At 45.4% G+C, this 16,334-nt stretch carries 16 protein-coding genes; 4 read left to right on the forward strand and 12 right to left on the reverse strand.

Annotation, left to right across the window (positions count from 1 at the left end; all coding sequences use genetic code 11):
- Positions 1-100 precede the first annotated feature (100 nt).
- Together AB4167_RS11320 and AB4167_RS11325 are read right to left on the reverse strand one after the other, a co-directional pair.
- The gene (locus tag AB4167_RS11320; protein WP_136981955.1) at positions 101-595 is read right to left on the reverse strand and encodes a DUF2780 domain-containing protein; all 495 of its coding nucleotides are present in this window, start codon (positions 593-595) and stop codon (positions 101-103) included.
- Positions 596-729: 134 nt separating this feature from the next.
- The gene (locus tag AB4167_RS11325; protein ID WP_136981956.1) at positions 730-1,350 is read right to left on the reverse strand and encodes an FKBP-type peptidyl-prolyl cis-trans isomerase; all 621 of its coding nucleotides are present in this window, start codon (positions 1,348-1,350) and stop codon (positions 730-732) included.
- A gap of 213 nt (positions 1,351-1,563) precedes the next feature.
- Here AB4167_RS11325 and AB4167_RS11330 point away from each other — a divergent pair, with 213 nt between their 5' ends.
- Positions 1,564-2,148 carry a LysM-like peptidoglycan-binding domain-containing protein gene (locus AB4167_RS11330; protein ID WP_136981957.1) on the forward strand — a complete coding sequence of 195 codons (585 nt, stop codon included), beginning with the start codon at positions 1,564-1,566 and terminating at the stop codon, positions 2,146-2,148.
- A 59-nt stretch (positions 2,149-2,207) separates the two neighbouring features.
- Here AB4167_RS11330 and AB4167_RS11335 read toward each other — a convergent pair whose 3' ends face one another.
- The 10 genes from AB4167_RS11335 to AB4167_RS11380 all read right to left on the reverse strand — a co-directional run bounded on the left by AB4167_RS11335 (position 2,208) and on the right by AB4167_RS11380 (position 11,712).
- Positions 2,208-3,056 (reverse strand): DMT family transporter, encoded by an 849-nt coding sequence (locus tag AB4167_RS11335; RefSeq protein ID WP_372136558.1) that lies wholly within the window; start codon positions 3,054-3,056, stop codon positions 2,208-2,210.
- Positions 3,056-3,508 carry a GNAT family N-acetyltransferase gene (locus AB4167_RS11340; protein ID WP_017058878.1) on the reverse strand — a complete coding sequence of 151 codons (453 nt, stop codon included), beginning with the start codon at positions 3,506-3,508 and terminating at the stop codon, positions 3,056-3,058. The genes AB4167_RS11335 and AB4167_RS11340 overlap by 1 nt, the downstream gene beginning before the upstream one ends.
- A 57-nt stretch (positions 3,509-3,565) precedes the next feature.
- Positions 3,566-4,132, reverse strand: coding sequence for a Crp/Fnr family transcriptional regulator (locus AB4167_RS11345; protein WP_372103392.1), 567 nt, complete (start codon positions 4,130-4,132; stop codon positions 3,566-3,568).
- A gap of 71 nt (positions 4,133-4,203) precedes the next feature.
- Positions 4,204-5,958, reverse strand: a complete 1,755-nt coding sequence (locus AB4167_RS11350) for a lysophospholipid acyltransferase family protein (protein ID WP_102394292.1) — start codon at positions 5,956-5,958, stop codon at positions 4,204-4,206.
- Positions 5,959-5,970: 12 nt separating this feature from the next.
- Positions 5,971-6,408, reverse strand: coding sequence for a YHS domain-containing (seleno)protein (locus AB4167_RS11355; protein WP_102333018.1), 438 nt, complete (start codon positions 6,406-6,408; stop codon positions 5,971-5,973).
- 12 nt (positions 6,409-6,420) lie between these two features.
- Complete coding sequence (locus AB4167_RS11360; RefSeq protein WP_017058882.1) at positions 6,421-7,170, reverse strand: NRDE family protein; 750 nt, start codon at positions 7,168-7,170, stop codon at positions 6,421-6,423.
- 2 nt (positions 7,171-7,172) lie between these two features.
- The gene (locus tag AB4167_RS11365; protein WP_032545608.1) at positions 7,173-7,715 is read right to left on the reverse strand and encodes a hypothetical protein; all 543 of its coding nucleotides are present in this window, start codon (positions 7,713-7,715) and stop codon (positions 7,173-7,175) included.
- A gap of 19 nt (positions 7,716-7,734) precedes the next feature.
- Positions 7,735-8,868 (reverse strand): ATP-grasp domain-containing protein, encoded by a 1,134-nt coding sequence (locus AB4167_RS11370; protein WP_017058884.1) that lies wholly within the window; start codon positions 8,866-8,868, stop codon positions 7,735-7,737.
- Positions 8,865-9,452 (reverse strand): DedA family protein, encoded by a 588-nt coding sequence (locus AB4167_RS11375; protein WP_136981960.1) that lies wholly within the window; start codon positions 9,450-9,452, stop codon positions 8,865-8,867. The genes AB4167_RS11370 and AB4167_RS11375 overlap by 4 nt, the downstream gene beginning before the upstream one ends.
- A 283-nt stretch (positions 9,453-9,735) precedes the next feature.
- Entirely contained in the window at positions 9,736-11,712 is a 1,977-nt protein-coding gene (locus AB4167_RS11380; RefSeq protein ID WP_136981961.1) for a bifunctional 2',3'-cyclic-nucleotide 2'-phosphodiesterase/3'-nucleotidase, read from the reverse strand.
- A gap of 414 nt (positions 11,713-12,126) precedes the next feature.
- On the opposite strand from AB4167_RS11380, the gene cysD reads away from it, so the two are divergent.
- From cysD to AB4167_RS11395, 3 genes are all read left to right on the forward strand, one after another.
- Complete coding sequence (gene cysD / locus AB4167_RS11385) at positions 12,127-13,071, forward strand: sulfate adenylyltransferase subunit CysD (protein ID WP_226088532.1); 945 nt, start codon at positions 12,127-12,129, stop codon at positions 13,069-13,071.
- An 18-nt stretch (positions 13,072-13,089) separates the two neighbouring features.
- On the forward strand, positions 13,090-14,520 hold the full coding sequence (gene cysN / locus AB4167_RS11390) for a sulfate adenylyltransferase subunit CysN (protein WP_017058887.1): 1,431 nt from the start codon (positions 13,090-13,092) through the stop codon (positions 14,518-14,520).
- 65 nt (positions 14,521-14,585) lie between these two features.
- Positions 14,586-16,310, forward strand: coding sequence for an SLC13 family permease (locus AB4167_RS11395; RefSeq protein ID WP_017058888.1), 1,725 nt, complete (start codon positions 14,586-14,588; stop codon positions 16,308-16,310).
- The last annotated feature ends 24 nt before the right edge of the window (positions 16,311-16,334 follow it).

The following is a 16,334-nucleotide window of genomic DNA, read 5'->3' on the forward strand; positions in this document are numbered from 1 at the left end:
TATCTCGTATCTCGTATCTCAAATATCTTTTCTTCCACGCACAAAAAAGAGCACCGAAGTGCCCTTATTAGATTTTAAGCTAGCTATTAATAACTAACGATTATTGCCATATAGCTGAAAGTGAATCCATCAGGCCGCTCGTCGCACCTTGTGACTGCAATGCTTGAAGAATGATTGGTGCAAATGTTGTAACCATTGATGGATCCATACCTAATCCAGAAAACGCACTTTCAACGGCACCTTGTGAGCTTAGTAGCGATGATAGACCAGTAGACTCAAGGCTCGACATACCCGGAATAAGTGTCGCGAGTTCTTTGTTGTCGGCTGTGCCAAGAGAGTTTTGTGCAAGGGCTAACATTGAACCAATACCGCCAACTGCTTGGTCACTGGTAACAGAAGCTTGGTCAGCTACCGTATCCACAAGCGGTGTTGTTTCGTTCTGCTGAGACCACATATTTACTGCAGCCATCAGTGCAGTTTGGGATAGTTGGGAATAGTTGGTATCTGATGATGAACTGGTTTGTTCAGAGTCGCTAGTGCTAGCGCAAGAGACGACAGCAAGGCTGCTGAGCATAGTGATGAGTATTTTCTTCATTATTCTTCCTTAAGTAATAAAGTAATCGACCTATTCACTATAAACGAAAAACGGCGATGTAGTCACATCGCCGTTGGATTATTTCAATTTTATTTACCTATAGTATTTTGTTTTACTAAAGGTTTTTATAAAAATTAAAGAATTGCTAGAAGTTCTACTTCAAATACTAGAGCAGCAAATGGTGGGATTGCAGCACCTGCGCCACGCTCACCGTATGCTAGATCTTGAGGGATGTATAGCTTCCACTTAGAGCCAACAGGCATCATTTGTAGAGCTTGTACCCAACCTTGAATTACGCCAGTTACTGGGAATTCAGCAGGTTGACCGCGAGATACAGAGCTGTCGAAAACAGTACCGTCAGTTAGTTCGCCGTGGTAGTGAACACGTACTTGCTTGTTTGCAGTTGGGATTTCGCCAGTACCTTCAGTTAGTACTTCGTACTGAAGACCAGACTCAAGAACCGTTACTTCTGAACGAAGAGCGTTGTCAGCTAGGAAAGCTTCGCCGTCAGCAGCAGCAGCTTTAGCTAGTTCTTGACGTGCAGCTTCACCACGAGTGTGTAGCTCTTGTAGTGCGTTGTTGATTTCGTCAACTTCGATAGCTGGCATGTCGCCAACTAGAGCTGTTGCGATACCAGCAGCGATTGCGTCAACGTTTAGGCCTTCAAGACCAGAACCAGCAAGTTGTTGGCCCATTTGTAGACCGATACCGTAGCTAGCTTTTTGCTCTACAGTTTCAAATTTTACTTCAGACATGAAAAGTCACTCTTTTTGTCAGTACGAAAAGGGTAAGAATACCAGTATTAGCAGCGTGAAGAAACGGCTAGTCCCTGATCACTTGCGCTTTACCGTGCCCAAATCACAGCCATGTCAATTTTCTCGCTTTGGGCCTTGTTGTGACGGAAAGATCTATACTGTTGGTACTTTGGTTTTTATACTGTAGTTATTCAATGTATAGGACGCAGTGGTATGAATCGTCGTCAAAAGAAAAAACAGAAAGTTGACCACTTAGCAGAAATCAAGGATCGACTGAATCAGGTCAAAGAGAAATTGAGTTCGATCGATGTGAAGAAAATGAAAACCTCGACAGCGCAAACTTGGGGTTCATTGCCGAAGTTACACCAAAGACTGTTGATGGTGATTTCTCCGATCGTACTGATATTACTTTTTGTGCCGCTACCAGAACCTAAAGTAGACACAGCTCCAACAACATCGCGCGTTGAGCTTGAAATAAACACCGTCGGCTTAAGCGAACAGCAAAATGCCAAGAACAGCTCATTAGAACCGAGTAACAAAAATTGGCAGGAGTACCTTGTTAAGCAAGGGGATACGTTAGCGCAGGTTTTTCGAAACAACGATTTGCCATTGTCTGACTTGAATGCGTTAGTGCGTATTGAAGGTGCAGATAAGCCACTCAGTCAGATTCGTAAAGGCCAACTGGTTCGTTTCAAACTTGCTGAAACTGGGCAGTTGGACATTCTTCAGCTAGAGAAAGGCGATACTTCGGTGATGTTCTTCCGCTTATCCGATGGTGGCTTTGGTCGCAGTAAGTAGATGAACAGTAAGCCTGAGTTAAAGCGCTTTGCTAGACACAGATAAACGATAGAAAAGAGCTAAGCATTAGCTCTTTTTTTTGGTCGCTTGAAAGGGGCGAGTGGCAAGATGATAAGCATGATTCCGAGAAAGGTTAATGTATCCGGAATCTCATCGAACCATATTGCACCTATTAGCGCGACAAACACCAATCCTGAATACTCAGCCAAGGCAATTTGGCTAGAGTGTGCTTTTTGATAGGCAGCAACTGCAAGGCCGTTGTAACTTAAGATTAGCGTCGCACTCAGGGCTATGTATCCCAAATGCTCCACAGACACTGGCTGCCAGTATAAGAAGCACAGTACTAATGAGGCTGGAATAGAGAATAAGGTTGTCCACCACAGCGTAGTGACCACCGTTTGCTCACTAGGAAGCTTTCTTACGAGTACATTAAATAGTGCTAGGGTGAGTGCTGTCCCCAAAGCAAACAGCGCCGCCCAATGAAATTGTGATGGCCTCAAGACAATCAATGCACCAATAAAACCTATGGTTGTGCCGATAACCTTGCCGAGTGCCGGTTGCTCTTTCAATAGCAACATTGAGATCGGCAACATCAGTAAAGGCGCGACATAAAATACTGCGTTGGCGGTTGCCAAAGACAAGTGAGTGATCGCGACTACCATGCACCCACTGCCGATCAGAATTAACTGACCTCGAATGAAGGTTACCTTAGCCTGCTGTAAGCGCCGTTGTTCTTTTTTCTGCTGTAGCCACAAAGGGGTGATGATGAGCAGAGATATCAACTGTCGGAAAAAAATATACTGTAAGGGCGGTACTTCGCCATTTAACAGCTTTACCGCTACGTCGGAAAGCGAGGCAAACAAGTTACCTGCAACCAACAATAGAATACCGGAAGTGATATTCGTTATTATTTTTCTAATCTCATGTCTATATGAGGAATGTCATCTTCGAGGTACATATCCGAGATGGTGTTGAAGCCGTGGCTCGCATAGAAGTTTTCTAGGTGTTGCTGCGCGCCAATATCAATGGCCGTATTTGGCCAAAGAGCCTCGCAGCGTGTTAATGCTTCTTTGATTAATTGATGCCCCAAGCCACCACCTCTTGCCGATTGCTTGGTTGCGACTCGACCGATGCTGGTGTTGTCGTAAGAGGTACCTGGTGGTAATAAACGTGCACACGCTACCAACTCTTCATCAGCATAGCCAAGCAGGTGCTCAACACCCGCGAGTGTATCTTTACCGTCCAGCTCTGGATAAGGACAAGTCTGCTCGACCACAAATACATCGACTCTTAATTTAAGTAGTTGATAAAGCTGTTGTGTTGAGAGTTCAGAAAAAGGAATTGAGTGCCAAGTGATCATGTTTACATCCAGAGATTATCGATGCTCTGAATGTACTATGCGCGATGATTGTTGGCATTAACTATTGTTAATTCGACCTTTAATTCTGCTCAGGCTGATTGCGGTTATTCCTAGGTAGGCTGCAATTTGATTGTCGTTCAAGCGCTGCTCAAGGTCGGGATAGTGCTCGAAGAACAGCTGATAGCGTTGCTCTGGTGTATAGAGCAGCATGAAGCGTTCTTTGTTTTCCTTATGCATCAGTTGTGTTTCTAACAGCTTTAAATACAAAGGATTATTTGATGCACGCCACTCGATAACCGCATTCATTGGCAGCTCTAACATGGTGATGGGTGTCAGCGTTTCTAATAGGTAAGGAGAGGCTTGGTTCTTTATCAGACTCTCAAAGCCGATGATCCAATCTTGTTCCCAATAGAACTCTTTGCTGTATTGCTTACCATCATCAGTGAGGTAGCAGGCATGGCACAAGCCTTCAAGTACAAAGTAGATTGAACTCGCCATCTCACCTTGATTGATCAAGATGTGTCTGGTTGGCAGCTCAAGTGGCTTGGCGACAGCGAGTAGAGATTCAATCTGGCTTTCAGAGAAGTCGAAGCTTTGCAGTTGTTCGATAAAAGAGGTGTGCATGAAAATAACCTATCCCAAATAAGTGCCGAAATCATCGCACTTATTTGGAGAGAGGTACAGAGCAGGATAAATCAGAGGCGTGCGTGTTGCTCTAGGTAATCTTGAGCAAGTTCTCTGCCCATGTATTTACCTAAGGTCTTCAATGGAACCTTCTTAAGGTTCACCACAATCAAGCCATCCAAGGCATCATTAAACGATGGGTCGACATTAAAACACACCAGTTTACCGTTCATCCCTAGATATTGGCGCAGCAGTACCGGCAGGCCTTTACCTTGCTCCATGCGTGCTAACACTTTAGAGAGCAGAGGCACACTCGCCAGTGAAGAGAGCAGGTGATTTTGCCAGAACACATGACTGCTGGTATTGAGTGGTGACGAAGGTGAAACCAAATTCGCCTTTTCCTCATCATAATGGTGGATTGATAACGTGGTCGCGATCAACAGACGTGCATTGTGGCTGTAATCATTGCTGATACTGACTGGGCCGAACAGATGGGTATATTGAGGGTGACGAGACACAAAGGTCGCAATGCCTTTCCACAATAGTAACAGTGAGTTCAGGCTCTTTTGGTAAGGTTTACTTACTACCGATCGCCCAAGCTCAATGCTGTTTTCTAGAGTATCAATGAATTCTTGGTTGTAGTTAAACAGGCTACGAGAGTAGAGCTGATCAAGCCCGTGCTCAGCGATGAGTTTGTCGACCATACCGAGTCGATACGCGCCAACCAGTTCTGCCTTGGTTTTATTCCACACAAACAGTTGATGGTAGTAAAGGTCATACTCATCTAAATCACAGGCCAGCCCGCTGCCTTCTCCTACTTCTCTAAAGCTTTCTTCTCTTACTCGACCAATCTCGCGCATTAAGTTAGGAATGGATTGGCTTGGTGTGCAGTAGACCTCAAAGTTCCCTTGCTCAAGTAACTTCATATCTTCCGGAAGAGAATCGACCTCTATTGCCAACACTTCTGGCGGAATAGGCGCAATCACTTGGGTATCAAAAGAAGGTGCGTGGATGGGCGTGCTCGGGCTGTCTTGTTGACTCATTAGATAGGTATTAAGTCGTAGGTAGTTGACGATATCCATCTCTTTTTCAAACGATTTTATCTCTGAATATGGAATCGATGAGCCAATCGAGATAGAGATAGTTGTCGCTTGTTTATTAAGAAGTTCACGCCCGAGTAGAGCGGTTCTCAACAGTGGATGAACACGACCCGCTTGATAGAAAAGCTCACTGTTCTTGCCATTGATAAAGATAGGTACCGTGGTGGCTTGGTGACGTTTGACGAATTTCGCTACCGACTTGCTCCACTCGATGTCTGTCAGTGTTTTTGCCCCTTTACGGTAGCTTGATACTTCACCTGCTGGGAATACAATCAATAGTCCACCATCAGCCAAATGACGATTGGCATCTCGAATCGCTTTGGCATTGGTGCGTTTCGATTCTTTACTGTTAAAGACATCGACACCGATGAAAAGATCATCCAGTTCAGGCAGGCGCTTAAGTAACTCATTGGCCAGCACCTTCACATCCTTTCTTACTGATCCTACGAGATCGGCAAGGATCACGCCTTCGATGGCGCCAAGCGGGTGGTTCGCCACAATCACGACAGGCCCTTCTTCCGGGATGTTTTCCGTGCTTCCCGATGCAACCGAGTAGTCGATATTGAGCGCCGACAGAGTGTAATTCATGAATTCGAAGCTAGATAACTCGTTTTTACGATCTTGGTAGAGTCGGTCTAGCTTAGATAGCCCAGTTGCCCACTCGACAACAGACTCACCTAAACCAAAAGGCGTGTAACGTGGTAAACGAAAAGGGCTATCAATCATAATGAAATTACCTTACTTAATCAGTTGCGGCCAAACTTTATCGGCTTGTTGAATATGCTGTGCTTGGTCTTGTTCCCAGCGCTGCTTAATCTCTTGGTCGTAGTTGAGGTAAAGCTTGTTATCAACAATCGTCCATTGATGTGGGTCACTCGGTGCAAAGTCGCTCTTCGCTGATACTGCCCAAGCGCAATAGCCACCATATTGAGGGGCATATTTTTCAGGATTATTAACAAATAAAGTCAGATTCTTTTCAGAAGAGAAATACCAATCCGCCCCTTTGTACTCAGTGCTGAATTTTTTACTGCCTTCAATGGGCTTACCGGAAGTGAAATATGCGACGGTATCGTAGCCATCGAGCGCCTTACTGCTAAAGAAACCAGTGTAGATTTCATCGGCGGCAAATACGTACGGGCTAACAAGTAGCAGAACCATGGTGAATAGTTTTCTCATGATGGACTCCATCTATAGATTGATTGCGGGTGATAAATCAAAGGTAAAGCGCTGCTGATTTATCTGACATGGTTTAATGGGTTCGCATGGTGAGCCGGGTGCATAAAACATAGAGGCTTGACCATGCAGGTTACGTAAGTGTGTAAAGCTCACGGTATGTGCGTCTTCGCGATGCATACAGGTCGCTAAATGAGGTTGCTCATTGTGATGGTGAGAGTGGAACATCAGTAAGTTCTGTTGATTCTTACCTGCCGCCATGAGCTGATCATATTTTGCTTGTCGGTAGGCTTGCACTCGCTCTAAATCAACACCGGATGAGAAGAGTGGAGAATCAGTGTCGACTATTTTCTGTTGAATACCATCCCACATGTAGGCGATAACCAGACCATTGTGTTGGGTTAGATTGGGCGCGAAAGCTAGCAAGGTAAATGGGGCAAAAGAGTGTAGGTCTAGCTTGTGAAACGCTTCAGATAGCTGACTGATATTACGACTCGATGATAGGTTTTTAAGTAGCAAACCGCGGCTTACTAAAGGACCAACGGGCACTGTGCCTTGATAGTTATTGAGTAGGCATAGCGAAAGCCCGAACTCATTAATACTTATCCAGCTACCGCCGCCAGTTGGGTCGAGTGGCATAATGATATCGACACCGTTGACTCGATATTGTCTGGGTGGCATTGCCAGTGCTCGCGTCTTTTGTTCATCACGATTAAAAAAGACCTGATAACCATTCTCTTCAAGCAGCCAAGATACTGAACACATGATTATTGCTCCCTCAGATAGCTGTTGGTGGTTGGGGCATAACCAAAGGTGTTGCAGGTCTCGACGTCTAGGAAGGTGGTGATCACCTTGATCATCGCGTAATGATGATTGGCATGCAGTGCGGCAAAGGTGACCTCTCTTTCGAGCGTTGAAGGCAGGCTTGCGAACACTTGAGCATCCATCGAAACCTCGGTTTGGATCATGATAGGCGCTTCGAGATCTCGACGGTCTAATCGTTCAAGCCAGTTGATCACATAGTGGATCTCTTTGACTGCAATAGAGCGGTCGTATTCGACAGGATGACCACGACGACGAGTGTTGTAATCAACGGCCTCATCCTCTTTTAAAATCAAGGCGTGAAAAAGATCCAGTGTGTGACGAGTATGTTCACCGATAGAGCTTGTAACGTGTGGCTTTGCTCGTGTCAGGTAATCGCTGTCAGAAATCGCTAACAAAAACTCTAGACCCTGATTCAATATCTCTACCGCTCCCTTGATACTAGGAGAGAAAGAAGTAAGGGCGCTCGGTTGGGCTATGGGGTTCATTCATGATCCTCGTGCAAAGTTAGTCGGTAGTCGGATATTGTTGAACAAGACGTCGCTCTTCTTGCCACGCCGCAAATAAGCTCTTGAAAGAAGGGGATTGGTGGCCTCGTTGTTTTTGCTGAGCGCCAATATCAAAAAGAATGCGATATTGCAGGAGTAGCGTAGAAAATATCTCTCGTAATGGGGTGTTGCGATCCCAGATATGTCCAGCCTCACTGCTTGCGCCATTGACCTCAAGAATCGTGAAATCCTCACCGTTCATTAGGCTGTACATGTCTTTAAACTTGACGTCGAGTCGACCAAAGTGAAAGCCATCGAAGTCGTCGAATATCTCGTCTAAGCGTTCTGTTAGAGCCTGAGTGATGTATTGATTACCGTCTCGGAAGATACAGCCACGGCTATGGCTGCCTGCAAACGCGAGTTGGAACTCTTCACCCTCTGCGAGCACTTGATCCAATTTATCTTCATGCCTTGGTAGATACAGGTGGCTGAGTTGCCCAGCGCGCGGGCTGTTTTCAATTAACTGCTTGAGTGTCGACTTGCCATCACCCATCACCATTGGCGCATATTTGAGTGTGATCGAGATGATCTCACCTTGCTTTTTATTTGGGTAACGAACGTAGAAAACACCCGCTTCGGCTTGATAAGGCGCCTTTTTTTGCAGTAGAAAGCGAGCATTATTTGGGAAAGATTCGACATATTGCTCAAGTTGAACTTGGTTGTTGATCAGCTTAACGCCAACACCTCGACAGCCAAGATCCGGCTTAGCCACGATAGGGAAATCAAGATCCGTTTGTATGAGTGCGCTGCGTGCGTCTTCGGCTTGTTTTTTACTGCCGAGATCCGTTTTGGTTAGGGTTATAAACGGTGAGATCCAACGCTGACTTGAAGATCCGGCAAGGCTCAATATCTCATGTTTTGATTCGCCTACCATGCCGCTTAACTTAATGCTTGGATTGGCGATGAGCGGCAGCGCCCAGTCAAAGTGCCGTAACCCTTGCATCAGGCTTTGAATGACCACTGGCGTGTAGAAGAACCAAGTCGGAAGAAACTCATAAGGAGAGACACTTCGCACGGTATCTTTTTCAAGCAGAGGCATACCTGCATTAATTTGATGTGCGGGAATGATGCGAATATCTTGCGGTGAACTCATGATAGCCCTCTAGAGTAGGTTTTATTCATTAATCGATTGCCGATAAACAGCAAAACGATGGCACACGGGATGATGATCCATTGATATTCAGAGGCTTGCAGCCAGGCTGATGTCCCTAAATAGTAGATGGCAGAGAAGACAATGCCAGTCCAGAGCGCAGTTGCGCCGATGACGGCAAATAAGAAAGTAGGCAGTGGGATGGCGAAAAAGCCACTCAGAGTAAAACCAACGGTGCGTAGCCCAGGAATAAAGCGGATAACAAAAAGGCTGCTGAATGCGTTTTGGCGTAATTTGGTACGAAGCGAACGAAAGTACTTATTGGTGAGGGCTTTATATCGAACGCCTCGGAAGTAACGTCCTGATTTTCCTAGGTAGTAGAGGCCCAAGTCACCTGTGGCAATACCGATGAAAATGGCAAGCAGAGCATATTGAGGAGGAATGAGCCCTTGAGTGGCTAAACCGGCAGCGGTAACAATCGCAAGATCTTCAAGCAGGTAAGAAAGCGCGATAATGCCAAGCATCAGCCATAGCAGCGACTCCTCCCCTGAATGTAACCATGCTTGAATGCTCTCGACCGTGCTCATCAAATGTCCTTTTCTATCCTATAGATGAATGGCTTAATGACCATTCATTGAGTGTAGTAAATTAAATAGACACGAGGAGCAGAGAAAAACTTACAGACAATTAGCGCTTTTTTGTGTTGATTGGATGCAATGAGTGGTTAGAACTATGCGGTTTCGGTGCAGAATCAGAGGATGATAAAGGGTTAGAAACCTAAGATTTTTGCATGAATATTGAGAAGAAAACAAAAAGGCTGAGTCGTTAAACTCAGCCTTTAGAAGGTTAACTATTGATTACTTAAGCAATCTATTTAGTTAGGTCAATCTGGTAAACAGCGAAACCAACATCGTCAGTGGCAACACGTTTCATTGGGTATTGACCCTTCTCTTTAATGAACTGTGCCGCTTTCTCACTTGGCGATGTTTCAAAGCGGATATCTAGCTTTTTATCCGTTTTGATTGGTGCGAATGACCAGTTGTTGTCAGCTGTTGGGCTCACTTGGCCTTGCTCTTTGCTTACGCGAGAGATGTAGTTCGCCAGTACAGTACGGTTCTCATCTGGTGCATCAAATGCGATGAAGTCTTCACCTGTGCCTGGGAATTTAGCGCTGTAAGCTCGGTAGTTGTTGGTTGCGATCAGGAAGTCTTGCTTCATGTCGATTGGCTTACCTTGGTAAGTTAGGCCAACAATACGCTGAGAATCAGGGTTAACCACTTTACAGTTTGCATCGTATTTCGCAGGCTGAGTTACGTCGATTTGGTAATCCACACCGTCGATAACATCGAAGTTGTAAGTACGGAAGTTATCCCACTCAATCAGCTGTTGTGGTGCTGTTGAGTTCACATCGATTTGGTTGAATTGGCCAGCAGAACACTCAAGCCACTCTTTTACTTCGTGACCTGTTACCTTCATTGCAACTAGCGTGTTCGGGTAAAGGTATAAGTCAGCCGCGTTACGGAATGTCAGTTGGCCAGATTCAACCTCAGTGAAGTTCGCTGGGTCATTCTTACGGCCACCGGCTTTGAATGGCGCAGCAGCAGAAAGTACTGGTGTACCGTCTAGGTCTGGGTCACCTTGGATGAACTGTTCAACGTAATCTTTCTGTGCAAGGTTAACAATCTGCACTGTTGGATCGTCTTGTACTAGAGACAGGAAGCTGTACATCACGTCGTCTGCTTTACCAATTGGTTGGTTAACAAACTCACGAGTACCTGCGTGGTCTTTTTCTAGTGCTGTTACGATGCCTTCATCAGCATCTGCAAGTGATTTCTTCTCGATCTTGTCGTAGATAGGGCGTGCTTCTGATTGGCCTTTTACTACTTCCCACTTACCGTCTTTTTGTGCAAGTGTTAGGTCCATAACACCAACGTGGCTACCCCAACGACCTGGCATTACTGCTGCAACGCCGTTCATTGTGCCAGTTTCGTTGTCGATGCCTTGAATGTCATCAAAACCTTTACCTGGGAACACTGCGTGAGAGTGGCCGAATGCGATTGCATCTATGCCGTCTACTTCAGATAGGTAGAACGTTGAGTTCTCTTCGCCATTTCTGTATGGGTCCGTTGATACGCCTGAGTGAGGGATAGCAACGATAACTTCAGCGCCTTCCGCTTTCATTTGAGGCACTAACTCGTTAGCTGTCTCAATGATATCGCGAGCGATTACTTTACCTTCAAGGTTCTTCTTATCCCACGTCATGATTTGTGGTGGAACGAAACCGATGTAGCCGACTTTTACTTCATGCTCTACGCCTGCAGTATCTTCAAACGTGTGCGTCTTGATGATGTAAGGTGTGAAGTAGTGTTCTTTGGTTTTTGCGTCGTAAACGTTAGCACTGATGTACGGGAAATCAGCGTCGTTGATTGACTCTTCTAGGAAATCAAGACCGTAGTTGAATTCGTGGTTACCTAGGTTTGCAGCGTCGTAGCTTAGCTGGTTCATAGCTTTGTATGCAGGGTGAACTTCGCCTACTTCGATGCCTTTGTCTGCCATGTAGTCACCCATTGGGCTACCTTGCAGCAAGTCACCGTTATCAACTAATACGCTGTTGGTTACTTCGTTTTGAGCTTCTTTTACTAGAGTTGCAGTACGTGCTAAGCCAATTTTTTTCGATGGCTTGTCTTTGTAGTAGTCGTAATCCATTAGGTTGGTATGGATATCCGTCGTTTCTACGACACGTAATTTAATCACTTCATCGGTATCTGGTGTTGTTGTGCAGCCTGCTAAAGTCAAACCAAGACCCGCAAGTACAGCCAATGACAAAGGTTTCATTGCAACTTTCATTTTGTAGCTCCAAAGTGGATAGTAGAAAATTCGTTGCGTAATGTAACAAAATGGAATGAAACAATGATTACAACGAATGTTAATTCGTGACTTAGATCGACTACTTTATGGTGTTCTGCAAGACGCCTCCCAAACCTGATTAATCGATGTGCAACTGATATCGATAATATTAGTCCATTCATTTCACCTGCTTATCGATAAATTCAATCCCTTATCAGCTTTTCGAATAAAAAATGAAATTTTAGAATTTCCAGTAATATGAGAGGCTCGTCATAATGCCTATATCAAGGACGTATCAGGCAGACGAATAGCAAGGATAGCTCAACACGAAGCTTCTGTTTTCTTCTAGTGCCAATACTCCCATTCACTCAAGTGGATGAGTTAAATCCCATGCTTGGCAAGACCAAGTAATGAATTGCTCGTAACGCGAGCCTTAAAGGAAGCACTGAAATGGACCAAGAACGTTTAACCCACCTAAAACAGCTCGAAGCGGAAAGTATTCATATTATCCGTGAAGTGGCGGCTGAGTTTGATAACCCAGTGATGATGTACTCCATCGGAAAAGATTCTTCTGTGATGCTTCATTTAGCTCGCAAAGCGTTTTATCCAGGCAAGATTCCATTCCCGCTATTGCATGTAGATACGGATTGGAAATTCCGCGAGATGATTGAGTTTCGTGATCGTACGGCTAAAAAGTACGGCTTCGACCTTTTAGTACATAAGAACCCAGAAGGTATTGAGATGGGTTGTAGCCCATTTGTACATGGTTCTTCGAAGCACACTGACATCATGAAAACACAGGGCCTTAAGCAGGCGTTAAACAAGTATGGGTTCGATGCGGCTTTTGGTGGTGCGCGTCGTGATGAAGAAAAATCTCGTGCGAAAGAACGTGTTTATTCTTTCCGTGATAAGAACCATACGTGGGATCCAAAAAACCAGCGTCCAGAGCTTTGGCACACCTACAACGGTCAGGTTAATAAGGGCGAAAGCATTCGTGTCTTCCCGCTATCTAATTGGACTGAGCTCGATATCTGGCAATACATCTATCTAGAGAGCATCGATATTGTTCCACTTTACCTTTCAGACAAACGCCCTGTAGTTGAGCGTGATGGCATGCTGATCATGGTTGATGATGACCGTATGGAGCTGCAAGAAGGTGAAGTGATTGAAGAGAAAAGCGTTCGTTTTCGTACTTTAGGCTGTTACCCATTAACCGGAGCGGTTGAATCTGAGGCGAATACGCTAACGGGCATTATTGAAGAGATGCTGGTGGCGACGTCTAGTGAGCGTCAAGGTCGAGCGATTGACCATGATCAGTCGGGCTCTATGGAGCTGAAAAAGCGCCAAGGTTATTTCTAAGAATCTAAGGAAAGAAAAATGAATAGTGCAGTAGAAGCCGAATTGGCTGAACTAGGGATTGAAGGTTATCTAAGTCAGCATCAGCATAAATCTATGCTTAGATTTTTAACTTGTGGCTCGGTAGATGACGGTAAAAGTACGCTAATCGGTCGCTTACTCCATGATACAAAACAGATTTATGAAGATCAGCTAGCGGCGGTTCACTCGGATAGCCAACGAGTGGGAACGACAGGTGAGAAACCTGATTTGGCACTGCTTGTTGATGGTCTGCAGGCTGAGCGTGAGCAAGGGATCACGATCGATGTGGCTTACCGCTACTTCTCGACTCAAAAACGTAAGTTCATTATTGCTGATACTCCTGGGCATGAGCAGTATACGCGCAACATGGCAACAGGCGCTTCAACGTGTGATCTGGCGGTGATCTTGATTGATGCTCGTAAGGGCGTTCTGGATCAAACACGTCGTCACTCGTTTATCTCTAACCTGCTTGGTTTGAAGCATTTCATCGTTGCTGTAAACAAGATGGATCTCGTGGATTACGCGCAAGATCGTTTTGAAGAAATTCGCGATGAATACCTAGAGTTTGCAGAAAACCTAGAAGGCGAAACCAATATTCAGATCTTGCCAGTATCGGCGCTTGAAGGCATCAACGTTGCTGCACCAAGTAAAGAGCTTGCATGGTTCGAAGGCCCATCTCTGCTAGAAGTGTTAGAGAACGTCGACATTGACCAAAAGCGTTCGGCAGGTGAATTCCGATTCCCAGTTCAGTACGTCAATCGTCCTAACTTAGACTTCCGCGGTTTTGCTGGCACCGTTGCCTCTGGCCGTGTCAGTGTCGGTGATGAAATCAAGGCGCTGCCGTCGGGTAAAACCTCTAAGGTTGCACGCATTGTAACTTTTGATGGTGATTTGGAGTCTGCGCAAGCGGGCTTGGCAGTAACACTGACCCTTGAAGATGAGATTGATATCAGTCGTGGTGATTTGATTGTGCTAGAAAACGCGCAGATTGAATCCACTAACCACGTATTGGCTGACATCGTGTGGATGACAGAGCAACCATTGCAACCGGGCAAAGCTTACGACATCAAGATCGCAGGCAAGAAAACCGTTGGTCAGGTTGAAACGGTTCGTCACCAATACGACATCAACAACCTATCGACTCACGCTGTCGATGAGTTGCCATTGAATGGCATTGGCTTGTGTGAATGGTCACTGAACGAGACTGTCGCGCTGGATAAATACCGTGAAAGTGCGGATACCGGTGGCTTCATCGTTATCGACCGACTAACCAACGTGACGGTTGGCGCGGGTTTGATTCGAGACCGTTTGGACTCTGTTGAACAGCAAGTCGGTAACTTCTCTGCATTTGAACTTGAGTTCAACGCATTGGTTCGCAAACATTTCCCTCATTGGGATGCCAAAGATCTAAGCCAACTACTGAAGTCATAAACGACCAAGTAACAGCTTATTGAATCAGGCGGAAACCGATCGTTTCCGCCATAAAGGACGGGTATATGTGGCAACAAGGATTTGTATTAGCGATTTTGCTCGGCATCATTACTTGCCTGCTCGTTACCCGTATTAAGCCAAGCTTTATCTTTGCTGGCGCGGCGTTTATTGCTTTTATGGCTGGCATGATCGACTTGTCGAGCTTGGCTAATAACTTCACTAACTCCTCGTTACTGACTTTAATTCTTCTGATCCTCGCATCAAGTGCGTTGGAGAAAACTCGCTTAATCAGCTGGGTTAGCCGCAATATCTCTGAAGGTAGGCTAGGTACCGTGGTTGCGAAGTTGGGTATTTCTACAGCGTTACTTTCTTCTTTTACTAATAACACCGCGGTGGTTGTTTCTTTGATCGGGGCGATCAAACGTAATCAACAGCACGCGCCGTCTAAGTTACTTATCCCTTTGTCATACGCTGCCATCTTAGGTGGCACCCTGACATTGATCGGCACATCAACCAACTTGATCATCAATAGCTTTGTTGAAGATGCCGGATTGCCGAGCTTAAACTTTTTCACACCCACCTTGATCGGTTTAGCTGTTTTGATCGGCGGCGTGTTGATCCTTATTCCTCTTAGCTATTTTTTACCCAGCTACGATGATGGTTCTCAAGATGATCTGCCTTACTTTTTAGAAGCCAGAGTGGAGCCAGGTTCTCCATTAGTTGGCCGTAGCGTCAGTGAAAATAATCTTAGAGCTCTTAGAAAACTGTTCTTAGCCGAAGTGATTCGAGACGGTAAAACCACCGCGTCGATTGACCCTGATTTTATTCTTCAAGCTCGTGACCGATTGCTGTTTTGTGGTGATGTTGAGAGCGTGGCGACACTGCAAGAAATTCAAGGACTGACTCTGTTTGGTCAGCATCATTTGAATGGCCAGAGCTTTGTTGAAGTTGTGGTGAGTTCATCAGCAAGTTTTTGTAACAAAACCCTGAAAACTAGCCAGTTTAGAGACCGTTTCGATGCGGTTGTGGTTGCTATTCGTCGTGGCCATGAACGCCTAGAAGGTGGGCTAGGGAATATCACATTGACCGCTGGTGATACCTTGATTTTGGTTCCAGGTAAACGCTTTGAAGAACAGCGCCAACAACACAACAAAGAGTTTGTGTTGATGAATGACTTAGATTCGAGTGCCAAGCTTGATGCCGACAAATCGACGTTCGTGTTGCTCGGCTTTGCTAGCGTGATTGGTTTAGCCCTTATCGATGCAGTACCTATTATCAAAGGCTTAGCTGGTTTTCTACTGTTGCTGGTGGCATTTGGCGTGGTGCAACTGGGTGAGCTCCGCCGCCGTTTCCCAGTTGATATTGTGGTGATCGTGGGCTCTGCACTTTCTATTGCTCAACTGATGATTTCATCGGGTTTATCTGAGCGGATGGGGCTGATGTTTATGGAGGCGTTTAATGGCTGGGGCGTATTCGGTGCGTTAGTTGCTACCTACTTTATGACTTTGGTTTTGACAGAGCTGGTGACCAATAATGCGGCTGCAGCACTCTCATTTCCGATTGGCTACAGTATGGCAGTAGGTTATGGCGTTGACCCTATGCCGTTCATCATGGCGGTACTGTTTGGTGCCAGTGCCAGTTTTATCTCTCCATACGGCTACCAAACCAACTTACTTGTTTATAGCGTAGGTAATTACCATTTAACGGATTATCTGCGTATCGGCATTCCAATCTCGATTGTATATTCGGGCTTGGTGCTGACCCTAATTCCTTATTTTTTCCCATTTTAATGCTGTTTATTTAAAGGACTAATT

Origin of the sequence: Vibrio sp. 10N.286.49.E11 (assembly GCF_041469505.1) — a bacterium.
Classification (GTDB): Bacteria; Pseudomonadota; Gammaproteobacteria; order Enterobacterales; family Vibrionaceae; genus Vibrio; species Vibrio crassostreae_C.

What these genes read in the sequence shown, in the direction of transcription:
- AB4167_RS11320 (WP_136981955.1), bottom strand. Translation starts at nt 595, where the DNA reads ATGAAGAAAATACTCATCACTATGCTCAGCAGCCTTGCTGTCGTCTCT.
- AB4167_RS11325 (WP_136981956.1), bottom strand. Translation starts at nt 1,350, where the DNA reads ATGTCTGAAGTAAAATTTGAAACTGTAGAGCAAAAAGCTAGCTACGGT.
- AB4167_RS11330 (WP_136981957.1), top strand. Translation starts at nt 1,564, where the DNA reads ATGAATCGTCGTCAAAAGAAAAAACAGAAAGTTGACCACTTAGCAGAA.
- AB4167_RS11340 (WP_017058878.1), bottom strand. Translation starts at nt 3,508, where the DNA reads ATGATCACTTGGCACTCAATTCCTTTTTCTGAACTCTCAACACAACAG.
- AB4167_RS11345 (WP_372103392.1), bottom strand. Translation starts at nt 4,132, where the DNA reads ATGCACACCTCTTTTATCGAACAACTGCAAAGCTTCGACTTCTCTGAA.
- AB4167_RS11350 (WP_102394292.1), bottom strand. Translation starts at nt 5,958, where the DNA reads ATGATTGATAGCCCTTTTCGTTTACCACGTTACACGCCTTTTGGTTTA.
- AB4167_RS11355 (WP_102333018.1), bottom strand. Translation starts at nt 6,408, where the DNA reads ATGAGAAAACTATTCACCATGGTTCTGCTACTTGTTAGCCCGTACGTA.
- AB4167_RS11360 (WP_017058882.1), bottom strand. Translation starts at nt 7,170, where the DNA reads ATGTGTTCAGTATCTTGGCTGCTTGAAGAGAATGGTTATCAGGTCTTT.
- AB4167_RS11365 (WP_032545608.1), bottom strand. Translation starts at nt 7,715, where the DNA reads ATGAACCCCATAGCCCAACCGAGCGCCCTTACTTCTTTCTCTCCTAGT.
- AB4167_RS11370 (WP_017058884.1), bottom strand. Translation starts at nt 8,868, where the DNA reads ATGAGTTCACCGCAAGATATTCGCATCATTCCCGCACATCAAATTAAT.
- AB4167_RS11375 (WP_136981960.1), bottom strand. Translation starts at nt 9,452, where the DNA reads ATGAGCACGGTCGAGAGCATTCAAGCATGGTTACATTCAGGGGAGGAG.
- AB4167_RS11380 (WP_136981961.1), bottom strand. Translation starts at nt 11,712, where the DNA reads ATGAAAGTTGCAATGAAACCTTTGTCATTGGCTGTACTTGCGGGTCTT.
- cysN (WP_017058887.1), top strand. Translation starts at nt 13,090, where the DNA reads ATGAATAGTGCAGTAGAAGCCGAATTGGCTGAACTAGGGATTGAAGGT.
- AB4167_RS11395 (WP_017058888.1), top strand. Translation starts at nt 14,586, where the DNA reads ATGTGGCAACAAGGATTTGTATTAGCGATTTTGCTCGGCATCATTACT.